The organism is Photobacterium sp. 1_MG-2023 (assembly GCF_030547945.1).
In the GTDB taxonomy this organism is placed as follows: Bacteria; Pseudomonadota; Gammaproteobacteria; order Enterobacterales; family Vibrionaceae; genus Photobacterium.
The window spans coordinates 372509-394881 of the sequence record NZ_JAUORR010000002.1; the positions used below are offsets into that span (position 1 = coordinate 372509).

Consider the following 22373-nt stretch of genomic DNA (forward strand, 5'->3'; position numbering starts at 1 on the left):
TGAAATACAAAGGATTCTCAGAAACATAGCGGGGACAGCTGACCGTAGTATTTCCCTGCGATCGGACTGTCCCTCACTGCCCTGTCAACCGGACGAACCGGAGATTCAGGGCTTCCCTTAATCAGATTGTAGGCTTAATTTGACGGGACGGCAGATTCCCCTGCCGGATCACTGGTCAGTTCATCAGAGTAATGCGGTTTACCCTGCATGATGGCAATCTCAACCCGGCGGTTCAGTTTACGGCCTTCTGCAGTCTCATTACTTTCCAGTGGCGCTGTATCCGCCAGACCCAGAACCCGCATCCGGCTGTGATCAAAGCCGGTCACTTTTTCCATTTCCTGTGCCACCGACACGGCGCGTTGTGCGGACAAGTCCCAGTTCGACCGGTAAAGCTCCGAATCTAAACGCTGGTTATCGCTATGGCCTGAAACCGTAATGACCCCAGGCACATCTTTGACCAGATCAGCCACCTGACGCACCAACGGACGGAATTTCGGCTGCAGGAATGCAGAGCCTTCCGGAAAGGCGCCTTTCTCACGGATCCGAATCACTACCTGCTGACCCAGGTTCTCCACTTCAATCAGGTTTTCCTGAATTTCACGTTCCAACGCCGTTTCCAGAATGTCTGCCAGCTGTTGCTGAGACTGTGTCATCTCTGAGCGGGTATTCTGGTTCATCTGCGTCGCGGTATGCTCAGAGCGTCCGCCGGTCAGTTTCCCGGCTTCGCGCTTAGTGCCGCCCGCTTTTTCAGACTCCCCGTCATGAAAGTCCAGCGTGCGCTGGGTCATGTCGATCGTCTGTTGCATGATCACTTCAATCGGCGTTGGCTCCGGCCGTCCCGGACGAAACTCCTGCGCAATCACACTGGTGCCTTTCGGAATATCCTTCACTTCCACCATGCTCTGCACACCAAAGGCAAATTTGAGTGAACCGGCGATCTGTTTGAACTTGAGTACATCCATTTCCGAAAAAGACAGCAACAACACGAAAAAGCACATCAGCAGGGTCGACAGATCGGCGAAGGTCGACATCCACGCGGGCGCTCCCTTCTTACATTTGCATTCGATCTCGTCCATCACGTGCCTCCTTATTCATCAACGTCGATACGACGCTGCTTTTCATGGAGGTAGTTTTTCAGGAAGCCATCGATGACACGCGGGTTCTGACCATCCTGAATCGCCAGCACACCGTCCAGAATCAAACGACGGTTCAATCTTTCTTCGTTTTTACGCAGCGACAGTTTGTCCGCAATCGGAATCGCGACCATATTTGCCAGGATTGAGCCATACAGCGTGGTCAGCAGCGCAACAGCCATGGCCGGACCAATCGACTTCGGGTCATCCATATTTGTCAGCATGGCGACCAGACCGACCAGCGTACCGATCATCCCCATTGCCGGGGCAACATCGCCCAGAGAGCTGAAAATACTAATGCCACGTTCATGACGCTCATTGGTCAGCCCGATGTCTTTTTGCAGGGTTGAACGCACGACATCAGCATCGTGACCATCCACCAGCAAATCAATTCCCTTGCGCAGGAAACTGTTATTCACTTCCATTTCTTCAAGTGCCAGAAAGCCGCCTTTACGGGCCGCATCTGCCATTTCGACGATCTTCGCGATCAGATCTTCCGGATCATCGGTCTTGAACATAAAGGCCTTGGTCGCAATTTTGGCCGCGCCAAAAAATTGAGACAGGCTGAACTTCATCAGGACGACAAACAGAGTACCGCCCAAAACAATCAGAACTGAAGGTATATTAAAAAAGATGTCCAGGCTGCCGCCCAGCAGCATCGCCATGATGACAAAAGCAAAGGCACCAACTAAACCTATGAGGGTTGCCAAATCCACGGATTACTCCTCTGAAATTTTTCTTATAGCCAGCCGACTCGAACTGGCCTTATTCTAACTTACTCACCTAGTATCGGCATCACCGCAAAATGGTTTAGCAGAGATTCAACACTGGTTTTGTGGTCTGCTGGGAAAAAACGCACATCCATCCCCGAAATCACATACCCGACACCAAGCTGCAGCAGCCACAACCAGACAAGGCGAACGAAAAACCGTAAAAATAACACTGTAATGCGCACACTTCCCTGTGCCATAATTTGACCCGGCATAGCCTGTGCGCTATTTTCCCCTCATTTTCTGAGCGTGCTCCTGACTGCGCTCCCAACCCAATCAATGGACCGGATATGGCGACCAAAAAACCAGAAAAGATGGCCTTTGAAGAAGCCATGAATGAACTCGATGTGATTGTCAACGAGCTGGAATCCGGTGATATCCCTTTAGAAGACGCGCTGAAAAAATTCGAGCGCGGGATTGCCCTGGCACGGAACAGTCAGCAAAAGCTGACTCAGGCTGAACAGCGTGTCGAAATTTTGCTTCAGGCGGATGACAACGCGCCACTAACCGACTTTGACCCAAGCGATGACTAACAGCCTTTCACAACAACTGGCCGCTTACGCGACCCGGAATAACGAACAACTGGAACGCTGGCTGGCCCAACTGCCGTTTACCGATCAACCTTTAGTTCAGGCCATGCGATATGGCGCGCTGCTGGGTGGAAAACGTGCCCGGCCATTCCTGACTTATGTCACCGGACAGATGCTGGGCGTGTCAGAAGCTGATCTGGATGCGCCGGCAGCGGCTGTTGAGTGTATCCATGCCTATTCCCTGATCCATGACGATTTACCGGCCATGGATGACGATGAGCTGCGCCGTGGTCAGCCCACTTGCCACATTGCTTTTGACGAGGCCACCGCCATTCTGGCCGGAGATGCCCTGCAGACGCTGGCGTTTGAAATTCTGGCTTCCGGACAACTCAGCGATGCCGGCAACACCCAGCGCATAGCCATGGTCCGTGAACTGGCTCAGGCTGCCGGTGCTTCAGGCATGTGTGTCGGTCAGGCTCTGGATCTGGCTGCTGAAAAGAGAAAAGTGGGACTGGCACAGTTAGAGACGGTTCACCGCCACAAAACAGGCGCACTCATTCGCTGCGCCGTTCGGTTGGGGGCCCTGGCTGCCGGAGACAAAGGGCTGGCGGTGCTGCCGCAACTGGATCAGTTCGCCAATGCAATTGGCCTAGCGTTTCAGGTACAGGATGACATTCTGGATGTGATCAGCGATACCCAAACACTGGGTAAACCGCAAGGGTCTGATCTAGCGCTGGAAAAAAGTACTTATCCGGCACTGCTCGGTTTAACCGGGGCGCAGGAAAAGGCACAGCAACTTTACCAGGAAGCCCTACACGCTCTGGAAGCTATACCCTACAATACAGATTCACTCGAAGTTTTCGCCCGATACGTTATCGAGCGCAACAACTAAAACAGTAAAAGCGCCGACTTGATATGACACTGGATATTTCAAAATACCCACATTTGGCTTTAGCCAATACACCGGATGAACTCCGCTTACTGCCTGTGGAGAGTTTACCTGCACTCTGTGAAGAGCTGCGGACGTATCTGCTCAACTCTGTGAGCCAGTCCAGTGGACACTTTGCCTCCGGGCTGGGCGCCGTCGAACTGACGGTCGCTCTGCACTATGTGTACAACACCCCTTTCGATCACCTGATCTGGGATGTCGGCCATCAGGCATATCCGCATAAAATTCTGACCGGACGCCGCGATCGTCTGAACACCATCCGCCAGAAAGATGGGTTGCACCCGTTCCCCTGGCGTGAAGAAAGCGAATATGACGTGTTGTCGGTCGGTCACTCCTCGACCTCGATCAGCGCAGGTCTGGGCATGGCGATTGCCGCAGAACATGAAGGCGCAGGCCGGAAAGTGGTCAGCGTGATCGGTGATGGCGCCATTACAGCAGGCATGGCATTCGAAGCCATGAACCATGCCGGTGATGTGCACCCGAACATGCTGGTAATCCTCAATGACAATGAAATGTCGATTTCTGAAAACGTCGGTGCGCTGAATAACCATCTGGCCCGTTTGCTGTCCGGCAATTTCTACACCAGTATTCGCGAAGGCGGCAAAAAAGTCCTGTCGGGCGCGCCGCCGATCAAAGAACTGGTTCGTCGTGCAGAAGAACACCTCAAAGGCATGGTCGTGCCCGGCACCATGTTTGAAGAACTCGGCTTTAATTATATCGGCCCGATTGACGGCCATGATGTTCAGGAACTGGTCCGCACCATCAGAAATATGCGTAACCTGAAAGGCCCGCAGTTCCTGCACATCATGACGAAAAAAGGCAAAGGCTATGCCCCGGCAGAAGCTGACCCGATTAACTACCACGCAGTACCAAAATTCGATCTGAGTCAGAACCCGCTGCCAAAAGCAGCCAACAGCAAGCCGACCTTCTCGAAAATTTTCGGAGACTGGCTGTGCGATATGGCAGCGCAGGATGACAAGCTGATGGCGATCACGCCAGCCATGCGCGAAGGTTCAGGCATGGTTCGCTTCTCGAAAGAGTACCCGGATCAGTATTTTGATGTGGCGATTGCCGAGCAGCACGCTGTCACACTCGCCTCGGGGATGGCTATCGGTGGCTATCACCCTGTGGTCGCGATTTACTCCACCTTCCTGCAGCGCGGTTATGATCAGCTCATCCACGATGTTGCGATCATGGACCTGCCTGTGATGTTCGCCATCGACCGGGGCGGTCTGGTCGGTGCCGACGGACAGACGCATCAGGGGGCTTTTGATCTGAGCTTTCTGCGATGCATCCCGAACATGGTGATCATGGCGCCAAGCGATGAAAACGAATGCCGTCAAATGCTCTATACCGGCCATCGCCATCAAGGGCCAAGCGCCGTGCGCTACCCGCGGGGCAGTGGCACAGGCGTATCCCCCGACAGTATCATGACAGAACTGGACATCGGCAAAGGGATCATCCGTCGCGAAGGGGAAAAAGTTGCGATCCTGAACTTCGGCACCACGCTGAGCTATGCGCTGGAAGCCGCCGAGGCGATCAATGCCACGGTTGCCGATATGCGATTCGTGAAGCCGCTGGATGAAACCCTGATCCGTGAACTGGCATCAACGCATGATGTGCTGGTTACCGTGGAAGAAAATGCCATTGCCGGTGGCGCAGGTTCAGGTGTGATTGAGTATCTGATGAAAGAGAAACTGCTCAAGCCCGTGCTGCAAATTGGCCTGCCAGACCAATTTATCCATCAGGGCACCCAGGCAGAACTGCATGCAGAACTGGAAATTGACGGCCCGGGGATCGAGGCGAAAATCCGCCGATATCTGGCCAGATAAACCGCTCGCCTGTGCAGGCATCCCAATAAACAAACGGACAGGTCTCGGCCTGTCCGTTGTTGTTTGTGGTGTACAAAAAGAAAGAGATTGGCTGGTCAGCAGCCGGTAGAATTCATTCTCAGAACCAGCGTTCCAGAGATGCTCTGTCCAGTTGCTTGAACGCCCGGTTCAGTACTTGTGCCAGCTCCAGATAACGCGGCCGATCCTTCAAAGGTTGCATCGCGTGACCTTCACTCAAAATTTTATGATGAATTTCCCGGTACCAGTTTGCGAGCGACGGGGGCAAATCCGTTCGGCTCCGTTTCCCCAGCCACAGCAGCCCTTGCAACGGCATACTCAGCGCAAACAAGGCGACGGCCATCGCCAGCGGCAGGCCGGATGAATTATGAAAAGCCATCTGGCTCAGCACACTCATCACCGCAACAGCAGGCATCACCCGCACTGCAAATTTGGTCGCTTTGATATAGCGCTGCTCTGGGAACAAAACCGCCAGTTCTTTGCGCATCGGCCATACCGACATGTAGTGCTGGCCATGTTGGACCTGCTTCCAGATTTTTGTCTGATTCATATCGCACCAGCCTCAACAAATCTTATAAAAATTAAAATTAGGCAACAATCAATCTAACTCGAATTAATATTTAAAAATTTTTTTGTGATATGACGCAACAAGGGCTATCCTATGCACGCCTTTGGTAATTGTTGGCCGATAACCCTGTTATCGCAACATTCAGGATGATTTACACCTCAGGTTCACATCCCTTCTACGGACAGAAGCGAATTTTACCTGGTTTAGCCGCCTTCAAAACAAGACGACTATTCTATGGGTAACGCTTATTCAATTGAATATCAACTTTCAGACAGATTATATAGGTAGTCACTCACATGTCTAAGCTGGTTCTAGTACTTAACTGCGGTAGTTCTTCACTGAAATTTGCAGTCGTTGACGCAATCTCAGGTGATGAGCATCTGACAGGTCTCGCAGAATGTTTGCACCTCCCGGAAGCTCGTATCAAGTGGAAACTTGATGGCGCCAAACATGAAGCTCAACTGGGCAATGGTGCCGCACATGAAGAAGCACTGGCATTCATGGTAGAAACAATTCTGGCTTCCAAACCTGAGCTGGCTGAAAACCTGAAAGCTATCGGTCACCGTGTGGTTCACGGCGGTGAGCAGTTCACTCAGTCTGCCCTGATTGACGACGCTGTTCTGAAAGGCATTGAGTCTTGTGCAACCCTGGCGCCTCTGCACAACCCAGCGCACATCATCGGTATCAAAGCGGCTCAGAAAGCTTTCCCAAGCCTGAAAAACGTGGCTGTATTCGACACGGCGTTCCACCAGACCATGCCGGAAGAAGCTTACCTGTACGCACTGCCGTACAAGCTGTACAAAGAGCACGGCATCCGTCGTTACGGCATGCACGGGACTTCTCACCTGTTCATCACCCGCGAAACGGCAAGCCGCATGGGCAAGCCAGAAAGCGAACTGAACATCATCAACTGCCACCTGGGTAACGGTGCATCGGTTTGTGCCATCAAGAACGGCAAATCCGTTGATACTTCAATGGGTCTGACACCGCTGGAAGGTCTGGTCATGGGCACCCGTTGTGGTGACATCGATCCTGCGATCATCTTCCACCTGCACGATACCCTGGGTTACACCGTTGATCAGATCAACACCATGCTGACCAAAGAGTCTGGCCTGGCCGGTCTGACCGAAGTGACTTCTGACTGCCGTTTCGTTGAAGACAACTACGGTGAGAAAGAAGAAGCGACCCGTGCAATGGACGTGTTCTGCCACCGTCTGGCGAAGTATGTTGCCAGCTACACGGCAACGCTGGATGGCCAGCTGGATGCCATCACTTTCACTGGTGGTATCGGTGAGAACTCGGCTCCAATCCGTGAAATGGTGCTGAACCGCCTGAAAATCTTCGGTATCGAAGTGGACAGCGAGAAGAACCTGAAAGCACGTTTCGGCGGCGAAGGTGTGATTACCACCGACAACAGCCGCATCCCAGCCATGGTGATCTCCACCAACGAAGAGCTGGTAATTGCCGAAGATACAGCGCGTCTGGCTGAAATCTAACAGACATCAAATGGCCGACTCTGTCGGCCATTTTCTATCCAGAAAGATGATAAGGAAGAAGGTTGCCCCGCAATCTATCTGCCAACATTTTCTACCGTTTGCCATCAGTTTGAGGAATTGACTGTGTCACGTACCATTATGCTAATTCCGGTTGGTGCCGGAGTCGGCCTGACCAGCGTCAGCCTGGGTGTGCTACGCGCTATGGAGCGCAAAGGCGTCCGTGTTTCCTTTTTCAAACCTATCGCCCAGCCACGTCATGGCGGCGATCAGCCGGACCTGACCACCACCATTATCCGTGCGAACAGCGACATGCAAATCGCCGAGCCTGTTTCAATGGCGCAGGCGGACGAGCTGATTCGTAACGACCAGAGCGATGTGCTGCTGGAAGATATCGTTGCCCGCTTTAAAGAAGCGACCGAAGGCGCAGAAGTCGCCCTGATCGAAGGCCTGGTGCCAACCCGCACCCATCCGTTCGCGAACCAGATTAACTTCGAAATCGCGAAAACGCTGGATGCAGAAATCGTCTTCGTGGTTGCGCCTGGTACAGATAACCCGGCTCAGCTGAAAGAGCGTATCGAGATTGCCTGCTCGAACTTCGGCGGCATCAAGAACAAACACATCGCGGGTGTGATCGTGAACAAGCTGAACGCACCTGTCGATGCGGAAGGCCGGACACGTCCAGATCTGTCTGAAATCTTCGACGGTTCAGACTCTGTGATGCCAACGCACGTTGAAGTCATGCAGGTGTTCAACTCCAGCCCGATTCGTGTGCTGGGTTGTGCGCCATTCAGCGCTGAACTGATCGCCACCCGTGCGACCGACATCGCTCAGCACCTGAATGCAGAAATCATCAATGCAGGCGAAATCGACTCTCGTCGTATCAAGAGCATCACTTTCTGTGCCCGTTCGATTCCGAACATGGTTCAGCACTTCCGTCCTGGCTCACTGCTGGTGACTTCTGCCGACCGTCCGGATGTTGTGGTTGCGGCCTGTTTGGCTGCCATGAACGGTGTTGAAATCGGTGCCCTGCTGCTGACCGGCGGCTACGAGCTGCCAGAAGCAGTGAAAGCCCTGTGTAAACGCGCTTTTGAAACCGGCCTGCCGGTGATGACGGCTCAGGGCAATACCTGGCAGACGTCTCTGAACCTGCAAAGCTTCAGCCTGGAAGTACCTGCAGACGATAAAGAGCGTGTGGAAATGGTCAACGAATACATGGCCAGCCACATCGACGGTCAGTGGATCGAGTCTCTGTCTGAAGGGTCTGCCCGTGAGCGCCGTCTGAGCCCGCCAGCATTCCGTTACCAGCTGACTGAGCTGGCCCGTAAAGCGGCCAAGCGCATCGTGCTGCCGGAAGGCGACGAGCCACGGACCGTGAAAGCTGCAGCGATCTGTGCTGAACGTGGTATTGCGGACTGTGTGCTGCTGGGTAATCCGGCTGAAATCAAGCGTGTTGCTGAACAGCAAGGCGTGGTTCTGGGTGCGGGTGTTGAAATCATCGATCCGGAAAGTGTGCGTGAGCAATACGTTGCGCGTCTGGTTGAACTGCGTAAAAACAAAGGCATGACGGAAGTTGTGGCCCGCGAGCAACTGGAAGATACCGTGGTGCTCGGCACCATGATGCTGGAGCGTGACGAAGTCCACGGTCTGGTTTCCGGTGCGGTTCACACCACAGCAAACACCATCCGTCCGCCGCTGCAGCTGATCAAAACAGCACCAAACGCGTCGCTGGTTTCTTCTGTGTTCTTCATGCTGCTGCCGGATCAGGTTCTGGTTTACGGTGACTGTGCGATCAACCCGGATCCAAACGCTGAGCAACTGGCTGAAATCGCGATTCAGTCTGCCGATTCTGCCAAAGCCTTTGGGATTGAACCACGCGTGGCGATGATCTCTTACTCTACCGGTAACTCCGGTCAGGGTGCTGACGTTGATAAAGTGCGCGAAGCCACTCGCATCGCTCAGGAAAAACGTCCGGATCTGATCATCGACGGTCCGCTGCAGTACGATGCTGCGATCATGGAAAACGTTGCGAAATCCAAAGCGCCGGATTCACCGGTTGCCGGTAAAGCAACCGTCTTCGTGTTCCCGGATCTGAACACGGGTAACACCACGTACAAAGCGGTACAGCGTTCTGCAGATTTAGTTTCCATCGGTCCAATGCTGCAAGGCATGCGTAAGCCGGTGAACGACCTGTCCCGTGGCGCACTGGTTGACGATATCGTCTACACCATCGCCCTGACCGCGATTCAGGCGAAGCAAGCGGAAGAGCAAGGCGCTTAATCGCTTCACCCTGCTTCCATCAGATACCCCGGCCCTGCTGCCGGGGTATTTTTTATCAGCTCTCCAATTGCCCCCGTTGCGATCCCTTTCAGAACCCGTATGCTGTTGAATTCTGGATGTAGAAGGACAGCAGTCAGCCACATGGATGCACTCAATTCGCTCGGGCTTTTCATCGGTTCCCTGCTTGCCAATACGCTGGCATCATTGTCTGGCGGTGGTGCCGGACTGATTCAGTTTCCCCTGCTCATTTTTCTGGGCCTGCCCTTTTCTGTGGCGCTGGCGACCCATAAAATTGCCAGTGTTGCGCTGGGACTGGGTGCAGCCGTGAAGCATATCCGGACCGGCAAACTCAACTGGCCGATGACAATTTATGTCATCGCTGCCGGAACGCTTGGGGTTGTACTTGGCGCCAATGCCATACTCTATGTCCCAAGCCGGATCGCAGAAGCGGCGCTGGGGCTGCTCATTCTGGGACTTGGCCTGTATTCCCTGTATCAGCCGAATCTGGGACAGGCAGAAACACCCCGTCGGCGCGATACCACGGGTCTGCTTCTGGGCAGTCTTGGTCTGGCGGCGATTGGCATCGTCAATGGCTCCCTGACGGCAGGCAGCGGCTTGTTCGTCACCCTGTTTCTGATCCGCTGGTTTGGCTATGACTATAAACAAGCGGTCGCGCTGACCATGATCAGCGTCGGCCTGTTCTGGAATGGGACGGGAGCCATCGCCATGTATGCTGCCGGCGCGGAGATTTACTTGCCCTGGCTGCCCATTCTAATCGCCGGCTCACTGCTTGGCGGCTATCTGGGCGCGCATCTGTCGGTCCGACAGAGTAACAAACGGATCAAACGCTGTTTTGAAGTACTCACGTTCCTGATTGGGGCAAAACTGTTATCTGGTCTTTGAGGTCATTTATGTCTGACAACACGCAACACACGGCGCCTAAAGCCGTCATTGATATTTACTACTGCCGCCAGTGTAACTGGATGCTCCGGGCCAGTTGGATGTGTCAGGAACTGCTGCACACCTTCAGTGAAGATCTCGAAGCCGTCAGCCTGCATCCGGACACCGGCGGTCGCTTTGAAATCTTCTGTAACGGCACCCGGATCTGGGAACGGAAAGCCGATGGCGGTTTCCCCGATGCCAAGCAGCTCAAACAGCGGATCCGCGACATTCTGGATCCGGCTCGCGATCTGGGTCATGTCGATCGCTAAGGGGCAAAAACGCGACCCACTTCAATGCCTGTCCTCCACTGAAAAACAGTGGGGTTGTCTTTCCTTGGTTATAATTTATACAAAACAAGGATGAACCGACAATGACAACAGGAGAACGGCGATGAATATTCTGATCACAGGCGGCACCGGCTTTATCGGAAAAGCATTACTTCCGCATCTGAATCATGATCAGGTGACTGTTCTGAGCCGAAATCCCAACCGGGCCTATCAGCGCCTGGGACACCACATCAAAGTCCTCACCACACTCGATTCCCTGGACAATCTTGATGAGTTTGAAGTCGTCATTAATCTGGCCGGTGAACCCATCGCAGACAAACGCTGGACAGACAAACAAAAAGAAGAAATCTGCCGAAGTCGCTGGCAGCTGACCCGGCAACTGGTCGATAAGCTCAAAGCAAGTGCGGAACCGCCGCATACTTTCCTCAGCGGTTCAGCCGTGGGCTATTACGGAGATCAGCAGCACACCGCTTTTGATGAGTCGCTGGAAGTTCAGGGCAACAAAGACAGCGACTTCGCCCACACAGTCTGTCGGAAGTGGGAAGAAGCGGCACTGGCTGCTCAGTCAGAACACACCCGCGTTTGCCTGCTCAGAACCGGTGTTGTGCTCGGAAAAGGGGGCGGAGCTCTGTCGAAGCTGTTGCCGGTCTACAAAATGGGGCTCGGCGGCCCGATTGGCAGTGGCGAGCAATATTTCCCCTGGATTCACCTGCAGGACATGGTGAAAGGGATTCTTTTCCTGATGCGTCAGGGGGATGCCAGAGGGCCTTATAATCTCACCGCGCCGAATCCGGTCACCCATAAAGAATTCAGTCAGACGCTGGCGAAAGTGCTGCATCGGCCGCATATTCTGAGCACCCCGGAATGGTTGCTTCGGATTGGCATGGGCGAAGCGGCGCAGATGTTGCTCGACAGCCAGCGTGCACTTCCCGCCCGCCTGGAAGCCCATGGCTTTCATTTTTGCTACCCGGAGCTGGAGCGCGCGCTGAAAAATACCCTGACAGAACCGGAAAGCCGGGTCACTCGCGTGGAGTAACCCTGCCTTCAGTACAGAGCGATGGTGATGCAGCCGTTATTTCCCCAACGGGCGCAACAGCTGCTTCATCATGGAGCTGATAATCAGCAGGATCAGCAGCACAGATAACACTGGCAAGACCAGCCAGAGGCCCGGATGCAGCGATACCGGCAGTTCAAATCCCCATTTGATCAGCGCGGCGACCAGCGCCTCGGCTCCCACCACAGCAATCCCACCCGCCAGCACCGCCATCAGGCCATATTCACTCCAGATCGTTGCGCGGATACGGCGACGGCTGGCACCGAGTGTGCGGTAAAGTTTGATTTCCTGCTGACGCTGCGACAGGCTCAGACGAAGTAGCGTCAGAACCAGTAACAGCCCGCTGCATACGCCCAGCAAAGCCAGTACCGACAACGACAGAGACACTTGCTGCAAAATGGCCTGGATCCGGGTCGCCATGGTTCTCAGATCCAGCAGGGTAACTGTGGGATAATCACGCCCCAGCTGATTGACGATTTCACTCTGATCCGCCGCCACCCGGAAACTGACCAGCCAGGTCGCCGGTAAATCCGCCATCACATCCGGCGTGAAAATAAAGTAAAAGTTCGGCCGCATGTTGCGCCATTCAACCTCACGCAAGCTGGTTACCGTGGCAGTAAACGGCTGGCTGTTCACGTTGAATCCCAAGGTGTCACCAATCTTGATCCCGAGCCGCTGCGCGACCTCAGACTCGACAGAGACACCGCCGGGTGTGTTCTGCCACTCACCGGCGACCAGCGTATTGTGAACCGGCAGCGTGTCTCGCCAGGTGAAATTCAGCTCACGGCGCAGCGATTCATCGCCTTCCTGCTGATCATCCCCCGCCGCATCAGACGCCTGACCTTCCGCTCTCGGATTCACGCCGTTAATCGTCACCAGACGCCCCCGCACAATCGGATAACTGTCGGAGCGGATCAGGCCATAGTCATCCAGCGCATCCACATACGGCTGCTGTTGTGTCGGACTGATATTGAGTGCGAACACATTCGGGGCATCCGGCGGCAGCGTCTGTTGCCAGTCTTGCAGCAAATCTGTGCGCAGCAACCAGATCACCGCCAGCAACATAAGAGAGCTGGTCAGTGCCGCCAGTTGCGCGCCGGTTGCCAGCGGGCTGCGTCCGATTCGGCTCAGTGCCAGCGTCATCGCCGGTCCCCAGTTGCGGCGACGCAGGCCCCTGACGATCAGTAACCCGAGTCCGGCCAGTACCACCAATAATCCGGCCAGCCCCGCCAGCGTCAGCCACATCAGCGGATTGTCACCCACCCAGAGTAGCAAAGCGGCAACTGGCACCAAAATCAGCAGATAGCGGACGTTAGACGTTGCCCCCATAGCCTGCTTCTGCATTACGGCCAGCGCGGGAGCGTCCAGCAGCCGCCACAGCGCGATGCCGATACCCGGCACCGACACCAGAACCGCAACCAGCAAGCTGGCCAGCCAGGGCATGGCACCGGTATCTGGCAAAGGTTGTGGCAAAACATCGGTGAGCGGTAAACGAAGCAGCCATTCCAGCAGCATGCCAAGGCTGAATCCGGCCACTGCTGCCATCGCAAATAACAGGCCAAGCTGACGTGCCAGCCAGCGCCAGAGAAACCCTTTCCGAGCACCGAGACTTTTCATCATGGCCACGGTTTCGGTCCGGCTGGCGGTATAATGCATGCAGGTCAGGACCAGCGTTGCGGTGGCCATCAAGATCACCAGAATCAGCGTCAGAGACAGATACTGCTGCACGCGTTCGATCATATCGCCGGTCCGTCCCTGTGAGGTTTCACTAATCCAGCGTTGATCCGGCGTCAGGGACACCTGCGCCTGCAATTGCTTCAGTTGGGCTTCATCGCCGTTAAAATAAGCCCGGTAACGCACCCGGCTGCCCGGCTGAATCGCTTCGGTCGCCGCCAGATCAGACTGATGGATCAATACACCCGGCATCTGACTGAAGGGGTTAAAGGATAATTCAGGTTCAGAAACTATGGTCCCCGCCACGGTCAGTTCCGCGTTCCCGATCGCCACCGGATCGCCTGGTTTTACTGCCAGCAGCGCAAACAGTCGCTCCGATAACCACAATTCACCGGGCTTTACTTCATGCTGCGTCTGCTGTGAGCCTTTCAGCACGAGTTCACCACGCAGCGGAAATGCGCTCGAAACCGCCTTCACACTAACCAATTGCATCGCCTGATCACTGAACGCCATGGTGCCAAACCGGGTTTGCTCTGTGGTGGTCATCTCCAGTGCTCTGGCAGAATCCAGGACAGAATCCGGTACCGGATTGGCTGAACGCAGCACCAGATCTGCAGCAATCATGCTGCGTCCCTGATCAATCATGATTTTCTCAACCCGCACCACCAGTGATGCCAGCGCAAAGACACAGGCAATAATCAGCGTCAGAGCGACGGCGACCGGCCAGAGTTGTCCCTGCCACAACTCACGCCAACTCCATTTCAGCAGCAGGGAGTGACCTTTCGGCTTCGCCGGGGTTTGGCTTTCACTCATCTCGGTCATGCTGCCTCCACACGTCCGCCATGAATCCGGATCACCCGATCGCAGCGTTCGGCGAGCTGAGTATCGTGCGTGACCAGCACCAGCGTGGTGCCATGATCCCGGTTCAGCGCAAACAGTAAGTCAATGATGGTCGCGGCTGTGTGCTGATCCAGATTGCCGGTCGGCTCATCCGCAAACAGCACCTGAGGCGCGGTCATAAAGGCACGCGCGAGCGCAACGCGCTGCTGTTCACCCCCTGAGAGCTGGGCTGGCAGATGCGTTTCTCGCCCCTCAAGCCCGACCTGCCGCAAGAGTTCAGCGGCCCGGTCCGTATCGCCCGATTCTCCTTTAATGATGGCCGGTAGCGTGACGTTCTCCAGCGCTGTCAGAGAAGGGATCAACAGGAAGCTCTGGAAGACAAAGCCGACGGCTTCACTGCGCAACGCCGCTCTGGATTCGTCATCCATGGAAGCAAGCGACTGACCCAGCAGTTCAATGTCTCCGTGACTCGGAACATCCAAACCGGCCAGCAGAGTCATCAGGGTTGATTTCCCGGCACCGGAAACGCCCACTAAAGCAATACTTTCCCCCTGCTCGACCTCAAGCGAAACATCCTGCAGAATGGTCAGAGTCGTGGTGGCTGTGGTCACCTGTTTGGAAACTGATTGCGCTTTTATCACGGATATAGACATGATGCGGATCCTTGCACTGTTATTACTTGTTATGACCCCGGTCAGCAGTTTTGCTGCGACCCTGATGGTCTTTGGAGACAGCCTGAGCGCTGGCTATCAGATGCGGGCCGAGCAAAGCTGGCCACGTCTGATGGAACCGATGCTGAATAGCGACGGATTGAAATTAAAAGTGGTCAACGCCAGTATTTCCGGCGATACCACAGGAAATGGACTGGCCCGTCTGCCTAAGTTACTGAAACAACATTCGCCAGATTACGTCATTATTGAACTGGGTGCGAATGATGGCTTGCGGGGTTTCCCACCAGCGACGGTGGAGAAGAACCTCACCGCAATCATTGACCTTATTTATAATAGCGGTGCTGAACCCATGCTGATGCAAATCCGTATCCCGCCCAATTACGGCAAACGCTATACCAGCCAGTTTGAAGCCATCTACCCGAAACTCAGTGCTTCATTCGAATTGCCCCTGCTGCCATTCTTTCTGGAAGAAGTGATTTTACAGGATGAATGGATGATGGAGGATGGTCTTCATCCGACTGCCGAGGCGCAGCCCTGGATTGCACAATTCATGACAGAAGCTATCACACCTTTTTTGTAACCAGATTTTACTATCTCTGATTTTCCCGAGTAAGGACACAATATGAAACCTGCGATTCTCATTACCGGTTGCAGCAGCGGTATTGGTTACCATTGCGCACACGCCCTCCATCAGGCGGGTTATCAGGTGGTGGCCAGTTGCCGCCAGCAAGCAGATGTCGACCGACTGCAGCAGGAAGGACTGGCATGCGTCCGGCTGGATCTGGCCGATACCGCATCCATAGAACAGGGGCTCGCAGACACATTAGCCATCACAGAAAATAGACTGGATGTGCTGTTTAACAACGGGGCTTATGGTCAGCCGGGGGCACTGGAAGATTTACCAACCGATGCACTACGCGATCAGTTTGAAACCAATCTGTTTGGTTGGCACACCCTGACCCGTGCGGTCATCCCCGTGATGCTGCAACAAGGCCATGGCAAAATTGTCCAGAACAGCTCCGTACTGGGGTTAGTGGCGATGAAGTATCGCGGGGCGTACAACGCCAGCAAGTTTGCGCTGGAAGGTTACACCGATACCCTGCGCCTGGAACTGGCCGACAGCCCGATTCAGGTCAGTCTGATCGAGCCGGGCCCCATTGAAAGCCAGTTCCGGGCCAATGCCAAACGGCAGTTCGAAGCTCAGATTGACATGAACGCCTCGCGCCATCAGCTAAGCTATCAGAACACACTCGACCGGCTGGGTAAGCCGTCACCCTCCAACAAATTCACCCTGACACCTGAAGCCGTCCTGAAACCCTTGCTGGAGATCCTTGAAAAAGACAAGCCAGCGCCGCGCTATTACGTGACCCAGCCAACGTATATTTTTGGGTTCTTACGCCGAATCCTCCCAGTGCAATGGCTGGACAAAATCCTCGCAAAAAGCGATTAACCACCAACCAAACCGGTGAAGGTTTGATCTCGACCCCATTCCACTGAAATCCGGGAGCACTCCCTACATTTTATTGCGCGATGTCATGAATGTGTCATCTGGGAATTCTACGCTTGTTCTTCAGTTGGTGCTTTCCTGCACGCTCGGGTGGTCCAGCGATCTCCATTCAAACCATTTTTTCGGGGGAATCGGCATGACATTACGTCGGGTCAATGCGGTCTGTCTCTGTGTTGCTGTTGCTCTGCTTTTAACCTTCCACTTCTAACGGAGAGCCAGGCTCTCCGTTTTTTTCAATGATCCCGGCGCTGACCCGCGTAATTCATCCTTTTCTCTTGATTTTCCTGCCAACAAGCCCAACATCTTGAACATCACTTTGTAAACGATCACGGAAACACCCGGTATGAATGACAAAACAGCGATTGAACTGAACGAATCCAATCTGCATCAGGTGATTGAGCAGTCAATGCAACAGTTGGTGGTGATCAGCTTTTGGGCGCCGTCAATGCCAGAAACAGCTGAAGTCAACACTGTGCTGGAACGTCTGGCCGCCCAGCGTCCCGGTCAGTTTGTGCTGGCCACTCTGAACTGTGAAACCCAGCAAATGGTCGCCGCTCAGTTTGGTGTCCGGAGCCTGCCGACGGTCGCCGTCTTCAGTCACGGACAGCCGGTTGACGGTGCTGCAGGACCACAAACGGAAGACAGCCTGCGCCAGATGCTGAACAAACATCTGCCCAGCGAAGAAGAAATGAAGCTTGAGCAGGCTATTCAATTGGTCAGCCAGCAGGCTTATAACGAAGCGCTTCCAGTGCTGCGTGAATTGGCTGGTAGCCTGCAGGACAACAGTCAGGTATTACTGGCGATGGCAGAATGTCTGCTGGAAACCGCACAGTTTGATGAAGCGGAGACCCTGCTGTCACAGATCCCAATGCAGGATCAGGATGGTTACTACAAAGGCCTCATCGCGAAGCTGGAATTACACCGTCAGGCCAGCGACTCCCCGGAAATTCGTCAGCTGGAAGAAAAACTGGCGGCAGATCCGGGCAATGGCCAACTGGCCTATGAACTGGCGATTCAGTACAGCCAGGTCAGTCGTCAGCAGGAAGCGCTGGACATTCTGATTGGCCTGCTGCGCAACGATCTGAACTTCGCCGATGGCAATGCCAAGAAAACCATGATGGATATTCTGGCCGCACTGGGTCAGGGGAATGCGATCGCGGCTCAGTACCGTCGCCAGCTCTATTCTCTGCTTTACTGATCCACACGTCCCTGCTGGCAACAATCCTGCAGGGACGAAACTTCATCCGGTGCGTTGTCTTGCGTCAGCGCATCGATAATCGGACAGCCCGGCTGTTGATTCCCCGGACACTGGCTGATCAGGCTCTGTAAACTTTGTTTCATCGCCAGTAATTCCTGAATCTGATGATCAATTTCAGAAAGCTTCTGTTCCGCTTTGGCTTTCACATCCGCACTTTTTCGTTCCGGATCCCGGGATAAACTCAGCAGCTCACGGCTTTCTTCAAGACTAAACCCCACCAGGCGGGAACGTTTGATCATCAGCAGCTCATTCACCTGCTTCTGACTGTATCGGCGATAGCCATTCTCTCCCCGCATCGGTTCACTGATCATCCCTTTGCTCTCATAAAAACGGATGGTCTTATTGGTCAGACCAGTCTGTTTTGAAACGTCACTGATGTTCATGTGTCCCTCCAATGAAAAAATATGTAATTGCGCCTTGACCTTCCATTAACTGGAAGCTTTATGCTTCAGCTTACATGAGATGACTGGTATAAAGGAAGCCCATGACAGTTTCAACACATTCCCCGACGCACATTGAGATGACGCTGCCGCTCGGCAAAGTCCGTTGTATGAATTGCGCAGGAAAAATTACTCAGGCACTTCAGGCCCTTGAGGGTGTGGAGCAAGCCGATGTCAATACGAAGACAGCCCATATTACTGGCCCGGTTGCGCTCACAGAAGTGATCAGCACGATTGAGAACCTTGGCTACGAAGCCGGCTATCATCACGACCTGCCGCTGGCCGGTTTATCCTGCGGCAAGTGTGTCGCCAAGTTGACTAAAGCCCTGACAGAAGATAGCCGGATTGCCCGCGCAGAAGTCAGTCAAACACGGGCTCAGGTCGTCGGCGCCATCCCCCAGGATGAACTCATCGCTTTCATTCAGGCGACAGGATATCAGGTACCGGAAGTATCTGAAGAAGACCTCGCTTCTGAAGCAGCATCTGGCAATACCGCCGTTAACGACACCGCTGCTCTGGCAGCCGCGGATCAGCCGCAGTCTGCGATAGCCGATACTGCAAGCGATGCCGACAGCCGCTATTTCCTGATCTCCGGGATGACCTGTGCGAGCTGTGTCTCCTCCGTCGAGAAAGCGATCCGGCAAGTCGATGGCGTGACCCGTGTCAACGTGAACCTTGCGGAACGAACCGCGCTGGTTCAGGGTGAGATTGATCCGGAAACCGTTTCACAGGCCGTTTCAGATGCCGGATACGGTGCCGAGCTCAGTGAAGATGAAGTGACCCGCAGAGCGCGCCAGCAGGCGCAGAATCAAGCCACTTACCGCCAACACCTGACCAATGCTACCCTCGGGCTGGCGCTGGGTGCGCCTTTGATGGCCTGGGGCGTGTTCGGCGGCAGTATGATGATTGAATCCCCCACCAGCCAGTGGGCCTGGGGGGTGATTGGTCTGCTGACGCTGGCATTGCTGGTCTACAGCGGCGGTCACTATTTCAAAGATGCCTGGAAAGCGTTCCGTCATCACAGAGCCAGCATGGATACTCTGGTGGCGCTGGGAACCGGTGCCGCCTGGTTCTACTCCATGTTTGTGGTGCTCAAGCCCGATTTGTTTCCGGCACAGGCGCGGCATGTGTATTTTGAAGCTTCAGCCATGATTCTGGGTCTGATTACGCTCGGTCACGCGCTGGAAGCCAAAGCACGGGGACGAACCTCCAGAGCGCTGGAAAAACTGATCGATCTTCAGCCGCAGACGGCCATTCTGGTTGACGCCTCCGGCGAACGCGAGGTGCCGCTGTCAGAAATCCAACCCGGCATGCAGCTGAGATTACGCCCCGGCGCCAAAGTACCGGTAGACGGCCTGATCGAAAGCGGCGAAAGCTATCTGGATGAATCCATGCTGACCGGTGAACCCGTGCCTGCCCATAAAAAACCGGGCGATAAATTACATGCCGGGACCATGAACCAGAGCGGCAGCCTGCTGTTCCGGGCTGAAGAAGTCGGGAATCAAACCCTGCTGGCCCGGATCATTGGTCTGGTTCGTCAGGCACAGAGCAGTAAGCCGGCGCTGGCGAAAATGGCCGATACCATTTCAGCGATTTTTGTCCCGACCGTCATGATCATCGCGATCATCACGGCCACCCTCTGGTATTACCTGGGCCCGGATCCGGTCGCCATTTATATGCTGATCACCGCGACCACAGTGCTGATTATTGCCTGTCCCTGTGCGTTGGGCCTCGCTACGCCGATGTCCGTCACCGTCGGACTGGGCCGGGCTGCAGAACACGGGATTCTGATCCGCCATGCCGATGCAATGCAGCTGGCTGCCAAAATCGACACCGTGGTATTGGACAAAACAGGCACACTGACCGAAGGAAAGCCGGTACTGACACACAGCCATTATTATGGCGAACACACTGAGGCACAGGTGCTGACGCTGGCAGCCAGTCTTGAGCAGGGGGCCGAACACCCACTTGCGAAAGCCATTGTGCAAGCCGCCAAAGACAAAGCACTGCAATTGCAGTCCGCCGCAAACTTCGATGCAAAAGCCGGGTATGGCGTCATCGGTCAGGTCGGTCCCGATCAGATTCTGCTGGGGAACCGAGCCCTGATGGCAAAATCAAGCGTGGCAACCGATGCCCACGAGGCCGATGCGCACGCGCTGGCAGACGAAGGCGCCACGGCCATCTTCGTGGCCGTCAACGGACAATTGGCCGCGATCCTCGGGATCAGTGATCCGCTACGTCAGGATTCCAAAGCTGCGGTAACACGCCTGAAAGACAAAGGGATTGATGTCATCATGCTCACGGGAGATACCGAACGTACTGCGAAAGCCATCGCCCGTCAGGCTGGCATTGACCGTGTGATTGCCGGCGTGCTGCCAGACGGAAAATCAGAGCAGGTCGCCAGTCTGCAGCAATCCGGCAAGCATGTCGCCATGGTCGGTGACGGGATTAACGATGCACCGGCACTGGCTCAGGCGGAGATCGGGATTGCCATGGGTAGCGGCAGTGATGTCGCAATCGAAAGCGCCCAACTGACGTTAGTTCGCCATTCGCTGCACGGTGTAGCGGATGCACTGGAACTGTCTTCCGCCACGCTGCGCAACATGAAACAGAACCTGTTCGGTGCGTTTATCTACAACACGCTGGGTATTCCGCTGGCGGCCGGGATTCTGTTCCCGTTTACCGGCAGTTTACTCAGCCCGGTGATTGCGGGCGCGGCAATGGCGCTGTCCTCCATTACCGTCGTCAGTAACGCAAACCGGCTCCGGTTGTTCCGTCCCGGTAGTGCGACCACACAACCCCATTCAGCAAAGGAGGCCTGACATGATGGCATTACTTGCAGCCCTCGCCATTGGCTTGATTGTCTGGTGGTTCTGGCTCCATCCGGATAAATAAGCAAACTTGCGGCTGAAAGCTGATTTTCAGCCGCCTCTTTTCCTGTCAAAAACTTGCCTGTCATCGCCGTTTTCCATACGCTGTTTGCACACCGGATCCAATGGACTGCATATGTTCAGATCGCTTCTTACCAAAGCCAGCCTGTTGCTGACTTTTTTCAGCACGGCTACCTCAGCAGAGCCGCAGGTCTGGCTGGCAAAAGACCCGCAGCGTCAGTTCGTCATGATGGGGTCCATCCATGTCGGCAATCAACAGCTCTACCCGCTGCCAACTGCATTCACCCGATACTGGCCGGATGCCGATGGCTTGATTCTGGAAGCCAATATTCAAAAGCACTTTGAAATGCCTGCGATCCCTGAAGCTCATTTCACCCGAAAGCTGCTGGCGCCGGACGATTTACGAAAGCTCAAAGATCTGGCTGCTGAATACCAACTGTCCACCTATCATTTACTGGAAGGTCCCCCCTGGCTGACCGCCATGCAACTGCAAATGGCACAGTCGCTGAAATTGGGACTGACCCCGGCTCAGGGCATTGACCAAACGCTCTTTTATCAGGCTCAGAAAGAGTCGCTTCCCATTTACGAACTGGAAGGTGTTGCGGAACAGTTCCGGATTCTGAACAGTTTGCCGGATCACGGGCTGGATCTGCTTCAGGTGACACTTCGGGAATGGCACTTGCTGGAAGAAGAGCTGCAATGCCTGCTCACCGCTTGGCAGACCGGGAATAATGCCGTTCTGACCGAGCTCAGTCAGGATATCGCCCTGTCTGAGGATACTGAACAGCGACTGCTGATCCGTCGTAATCAGAACTGGGCCACGCAGTTAGCCCATGCATCGCAATATCAAAAAGGGACATTTTTGGTCGTGGTGGGTGCATACCACATGCTGGGAGAATATGGACTACCGGCATTACTGAAAAAGCAGGGCTTCACCGTTGAGCAAATCAACACCGCGCAACCGGTCTCCTGCCAATCCGCGCTCACTTCACGAACTCCACCCTAGCCCTCCCTTGCCAAGGGGAGGGAAAAGTCAGTACGCGCAGCAAATGCGATCAGTTCCTCCCCCTTTTCAAGGGGGAGGCTAGGAGGGGGTTATCAGGCACAAATGCCGAATCCTGCACATACAAAAAAACCCGCTCAATGAGCGGGCTTCCTGAAAGTGGTCGGTGAAGAGGGATTCGAACCCCCGACCCTCTGGTCCCAAACCAGATGCGCTACCAAACTGCGCTATTC

19 protein-coding genes are annotated in these 22373 nt (G+C 54.7%); 13 read left to right on the plus strand and 6 right to left on the minus strand.

Annotated elements, in window-relative coordinates; all coding sequences use genetic code 11:
• Positions 1 to 134: 134 nt before the first annotated feature.
• Positions 135 to 1076, minus strand: coding sequence for a flagellar motor protein MotB (locus Q4579_RS03585; RefSeq protein WP_303561668.1), 942 nt, complete (start codon positions 1074 to 1076; stop codon positions 135 to 137).
• Between the two features lie 11 nt (positions 1077 to 1087).
• A complete protein-coding gene (pomA, locus tag Q4579_RS03590; protein ID WP_211646018.1) occupies positions 1088 to 1849 on the minus strand; it encodes a flagellar motor protein PomA in 762 nt (253 codons plus the stop codon).
• Between the two features lie 344 nt (positions 1850 to 2193).
• Here pomA and xseB point away from each other — a divergent pair, with 344 nt between their 5' ends.
• From xseB to dxs, 3 genes are read left to right on the plus strand one after another with little or no spacing between them, the layout of a single operon-like run.
• A complete protein-coding gene (gene xseB, locus Q4579_RS03595) occupies positions 2194 to 2436 on the plus strand; it encodes an exodeoxyribonuclease VII small subunit (protein ID WP_211646020.1) in 243 nt (80 codons plus the stop codon).
• A complete protein-coding gene (gene ispA, locus Q4579_RS03600; RefSeq protein WP_303561670.1) occupies positions 2429 to 3325 on the plus strand; it encodes a (2E,6E)-farnesyl diphosphate synthase in 897 nt (298 codons plus the stop codon). The genes xseB and ispA overlap by 8 nt, the downstream gene beginning before the upstream one ends.
• Positions 3326 to 3348: 23 nt before the next feature.
• A complete protein-coding gene (gene dxs, locus Q4579_RS03605; RefSeq protein WP_303561672.1) occupies positions 3349 to 5214 on the plus strand; it encodes a 1-deoxy-D-xylulose-5-phosphate synthase in 1866 nt (621 codons plus the stop codon).
• A gap of 118 nt (positions 5215 to 5332) precedes the next feature.
• On the opposite strand, the gene yfbV is transcribed toward dxs, so the two are convergent.
• Complete coding sequence (yfbV, locus tag Q4579_RS03610; RefSeq protein ID WP_211646023.1) at positions 5333 to 5782, minus strand: terminus macrodomain insulation protein YfbV; 450 nt, start codon at positions 5780 to 5782, stop codon at positions 5333 to 5335.
• Positions 5783 to 6096: 314 nt separating this feature from the next.
• Here yfbV and Q4579_RS03615 point away from each other — a divergent pair, with 314 nt between their 5' ends.
• The 5 genes from Q4579_RS03615 (at position 6097) to Q4579_RS03635 (ending at position 11838) form a co-directional block, all read left to right on the plus strand.
• Positions 6097 to 7296: an acetate kinase gene (locus Q4579_RS03615; RefSeq protein WP_303561674.1), complete on the plus strand. Its 1200-nt coding sequence runs from the start codon at positions 6097 to 6099 to the stop codon at positions 7294 to 7296.
• A 123-nt stretch (positions 7297 to 7419) separates the two neighbouring features.
• Complete coding sequence (gene pta / locus Q4579_RS03620; protein ID WP_303561676.1) at positions 7420 to 9573, plus strand: phosphate acetyltransferase; 2154 nt, start codon at positions 7420 to 7422, stop codon at positions 9571 to 9573.
• 141 nt (positions 9574 to 9714) lie between these two features.
• Positions 9715 to 10476, plus strand: coding sequence for a sulfite exporter TauE/SafE family protein (locus Q4579_RS03625; protein ID WP_303561678.1), 762 nt, complete (start codon positions 9715 to 9717; stop codon positions 10474 to 10476).
• An 8-nt stretch (positions 10477 to 10484) separates the two neighbouring features.
• The gene (locus tag Q4579_RS03630) at positions 10485 to 10784 is read left to right on the plus strand and encodes a SelT/SelW/SelH family protein (protein WP_303561679.1); all 300 of its coding nucleotides are present in this window, start codon (positions 10485 to 10487) and stop codon (positions 10782 to 10784) included.
• A 121-nt stretch (positions 10785 to 10905) separates the two neighbouring features.
• A complete protein-coding gene (locus Q4579_RS03635; RefSeq protein WP_303561680.1) occupies positions 10906 to 11838 on the plus strand; it encodes a TIGR01777 family oxidoreductase in 933 nt (310 codons plus the stop codon).
• Between the two features lie 36 nt (positions 11839 to 11874).
• Here the strand turns inward: Q4579_RS03635 and Q4579_RS03640 are convergent, their stop codons facing one another.
• Both Q4579_RS03640 and Q4579_RS03645 read right to left on the minus strand, forming a co-directional pair.
• Positions 11875 to 14352, minus strand: coding sequence for an ABC transporter permease (locus tag Q4579_RS03640; RefSeq protein WP_303561682.1), 2478 nt, complete (start codon positions 14350 to 14352; stop codon positions 11875 to 11877).
• A complete protein-coding gene (locus Q4579_RS03645) occupies positions 14349 to 15023 on the minus strand; it encodes an ABC transporter ATP-binding protein (protein ID WP_303561683.1) in 675 nt (224 codons plus the stop codon). Before Q4579_RS03645 ends, Q4579_RS03640 begins: the two co-directional genes overlap by 4 nt.
• Here Q4579_RS03645 and tesA point away from each other — a divergent pair.
• From tesA to Q4579_RS03660, 3 genes are all read left to right on the plus strand, one after another.
• A complete protein-coding gene (gene tesA / locus Q4579_RS03650; protein WP_303561685.1) occupies positions 15022 to 15621 on the plus strand; it encodes a multifunctional acyl-CoA thioesterase I/protease I/lysophospholipase L1 in 600 nt (199 codons plus the stop codon). The two genes, Q4579_RS03645 and tesA, sit on opposite strands and share 2 nt — an antisense overlap.
• Positions 15622 to 15663: 42 nt before the next feature.
• Positions 15664 to 16491, plus strand: coding sequence for an SDR family oxidoreductase (locus Q4579_RS03655; protein ID WP_303561687.1), 828 nt, complete (start codon positions 15664 to 15666; stop codon positions 16489 to 16491).
• Between the two features lie 400 nt (positions 16492 to 16891).
• The gene (locus tag Q4579_RS03660) at positions 16892 to 17746 is read left to right on the plus strand and encodes a co-chaperone YbbN (protein ID WP_303561689.1); all 855 of its coding nucleotides are present in this window, start codon (positions 16892 to 16894) and stop codon (positions 17744 to 17746) included.
• Here Q4579_RS03660 and cueR read toward each other — a convergent pair.
• On the minus strand, positions 17740 to 18189 hold the full coding sequence (gene cueR, locus Q4579_RS03665; protein WP_303561691.1) for a Cu(I)-responsive transcriptional regulator: 450 nt from the start codon (positions 18187 to 18189) through the stop codon (positions 17740 to 17742). The genes Q4579_RS03660 and cueR overlap by 7 nt on opposite strands.
• Before the next feature lie 101 nt (positions 18190 to 18290).
• On the opposite strand from cueR, the gene Q4579_RS03670 reads away from it, so the two are divergent.
• Together Q4579_RS03670 and Q4579_RS03675 are read left to right on the plus strand one after the other, a co-directional pair.
• A complete protein-coding gene (locus Q4579_RS03670) occupies positions 18291 to 21068 on the plus strand; it encodes a cation transporter (RefSeq protein WP_303561692.1) in 2778 nt (925 codons plus the stop codon).
• A gap of 184 nt (positions 21069 to 21252) precedes the next feature.
• Positions 21253 to 22143, plus strand: coding sequence for a TraB/GumN family protein (locus Q4579_RS03675; protein ID WP_303561693.1), 891 nt, complete (start codon positions 21253 to 21255; stop codon positions 22141 to 22143).
• Positions 22144 to 22373 lie beyond the last annotated feature (230 nt).

What these genes read in the sequence shown, in the direction of transcription:
- Q4579_RS03660 (WP_303561689.1), top strand. Translation starts at nt 16,892, where the DNA reads ATGAATGACAAAACAGCGATTGAACTGAACGAATCCAATCTGCATCAG.
- Q4579_RS03615 (WP_303561674.1), top strand. Translation starts at nt 6,097, where the DNA reads ATGTCTAAGCTGGTTCTAGTACTTAACTGCGGTAGTTCTTCACTGAAA.
- tesA (WP_303561685.1), top strand. Translation starts at nt 15,022, where the DNA reads ATGATGCGGATCCTTGCACTGTTATTACTTGTTATGACCCCGGTCAGC.
- Q4579_RS03585 (WP_303561668.1), bottom strand. Translation starts at nt 1,076, where the DNA reads ATGGACGAGATCGAATGCAAATGTAAGAAGGGAGCGCCCGCGTGGATG.
- Q4579_RS03625 (WP_303561678.1), top strand. Translation starts at nt 9,715, where the DNA reads ATGGATGCACTCAATTCGCTCGGGCTTTTCATCGGTTCCCTGCTTGCC.
- Q4579_RS03640 (WP_303561682.1), bottom strand. Translation starts at nt 14,352, where the DNA reads ATGACCGAGATGAGTGAAAGCCAAACCCCGGCGAAGCCGAAAGGTCAC.
- Q4579_RS03670 (WP_303561692.1), top strand. Translation starts at nt 18,291, where the DNA reads ATGACAGTTTCAACACATTCCCCGACGCACATTGAGATGACGCTGCCG.
- Q4579_RS03645 (WP_303561683.1), bottom strand. Translation starts at nt 15,023, where the DNA reads ATGTCTATATCCGTGATAAAAGCGCAATCAGTTTCCAAACAGGTGACC.
- Q4579_RS03635 (WP_303561680.1), top strand. Translation starts at nt 10,906, where the DNA reads ATGAATATTCTGATCACAGGCGGCACCGGCTTTATCGGAAAAGCATTA.
- cueR (WP_303561691.1), bottom strand. Translation starts at nt 18,189, where the DNA reads ATGAACATCAGTGACGTTTCAAAACAGACTGGTCTGACCAATAAGACC.
- Q4579_RS03630 (WP_303561679.1), top strand. Translation starts at nt 10,485, where the DNA reads ATGTCTGACAACACGCAACACACGGCGCCTAAAGCCGTCATTGATATT.
- yfbV (WP_211646023.1), bottom strand. Translation starts at nt 5,782, where the DNA reads ATGAATCAGACAAAAATCTGGAAGCAGGTCCAACATGGCCAGCACTAC.
- xseB (WP_211646020.1), top strand. Translation starts at nt 2,194, where the DNA reads ATGGCGACCAAAAAACCAGAAAAGATGGCCTTTGAAGAAGCCATGAAT.
- ispA (WP_303561670.1), top strand. Translation starts at nt 2,429, where the DNA reads ATGACTAACAGCCTTTCACAACAACTGGCCGCTTACGCGACCCGGAAT.
- Q4579_RS03655 (WP_303561687.1), top strand. Translation starts at nt 15,664, where the DNA reads ATGAAACCTGCGATTCTCATTACCGGTTGCAGCAGCGGTATTGGTTAC.
- Q4579_RS03675 (WP_303561693.1), top strand. Translation starts at nt 21,253, where the DNA reads ATGTTCAGATCGCTTCTTACCAAAGCCAGCCTGTTGCTGACTTTTTTC.
- dxs (WP_303561672.1), top strand. Translation starts at nt 3,349, where the DNA reads ATGACACTGGATATTTCAAAATACCCACATTTGGCTTTAGCCAATACA.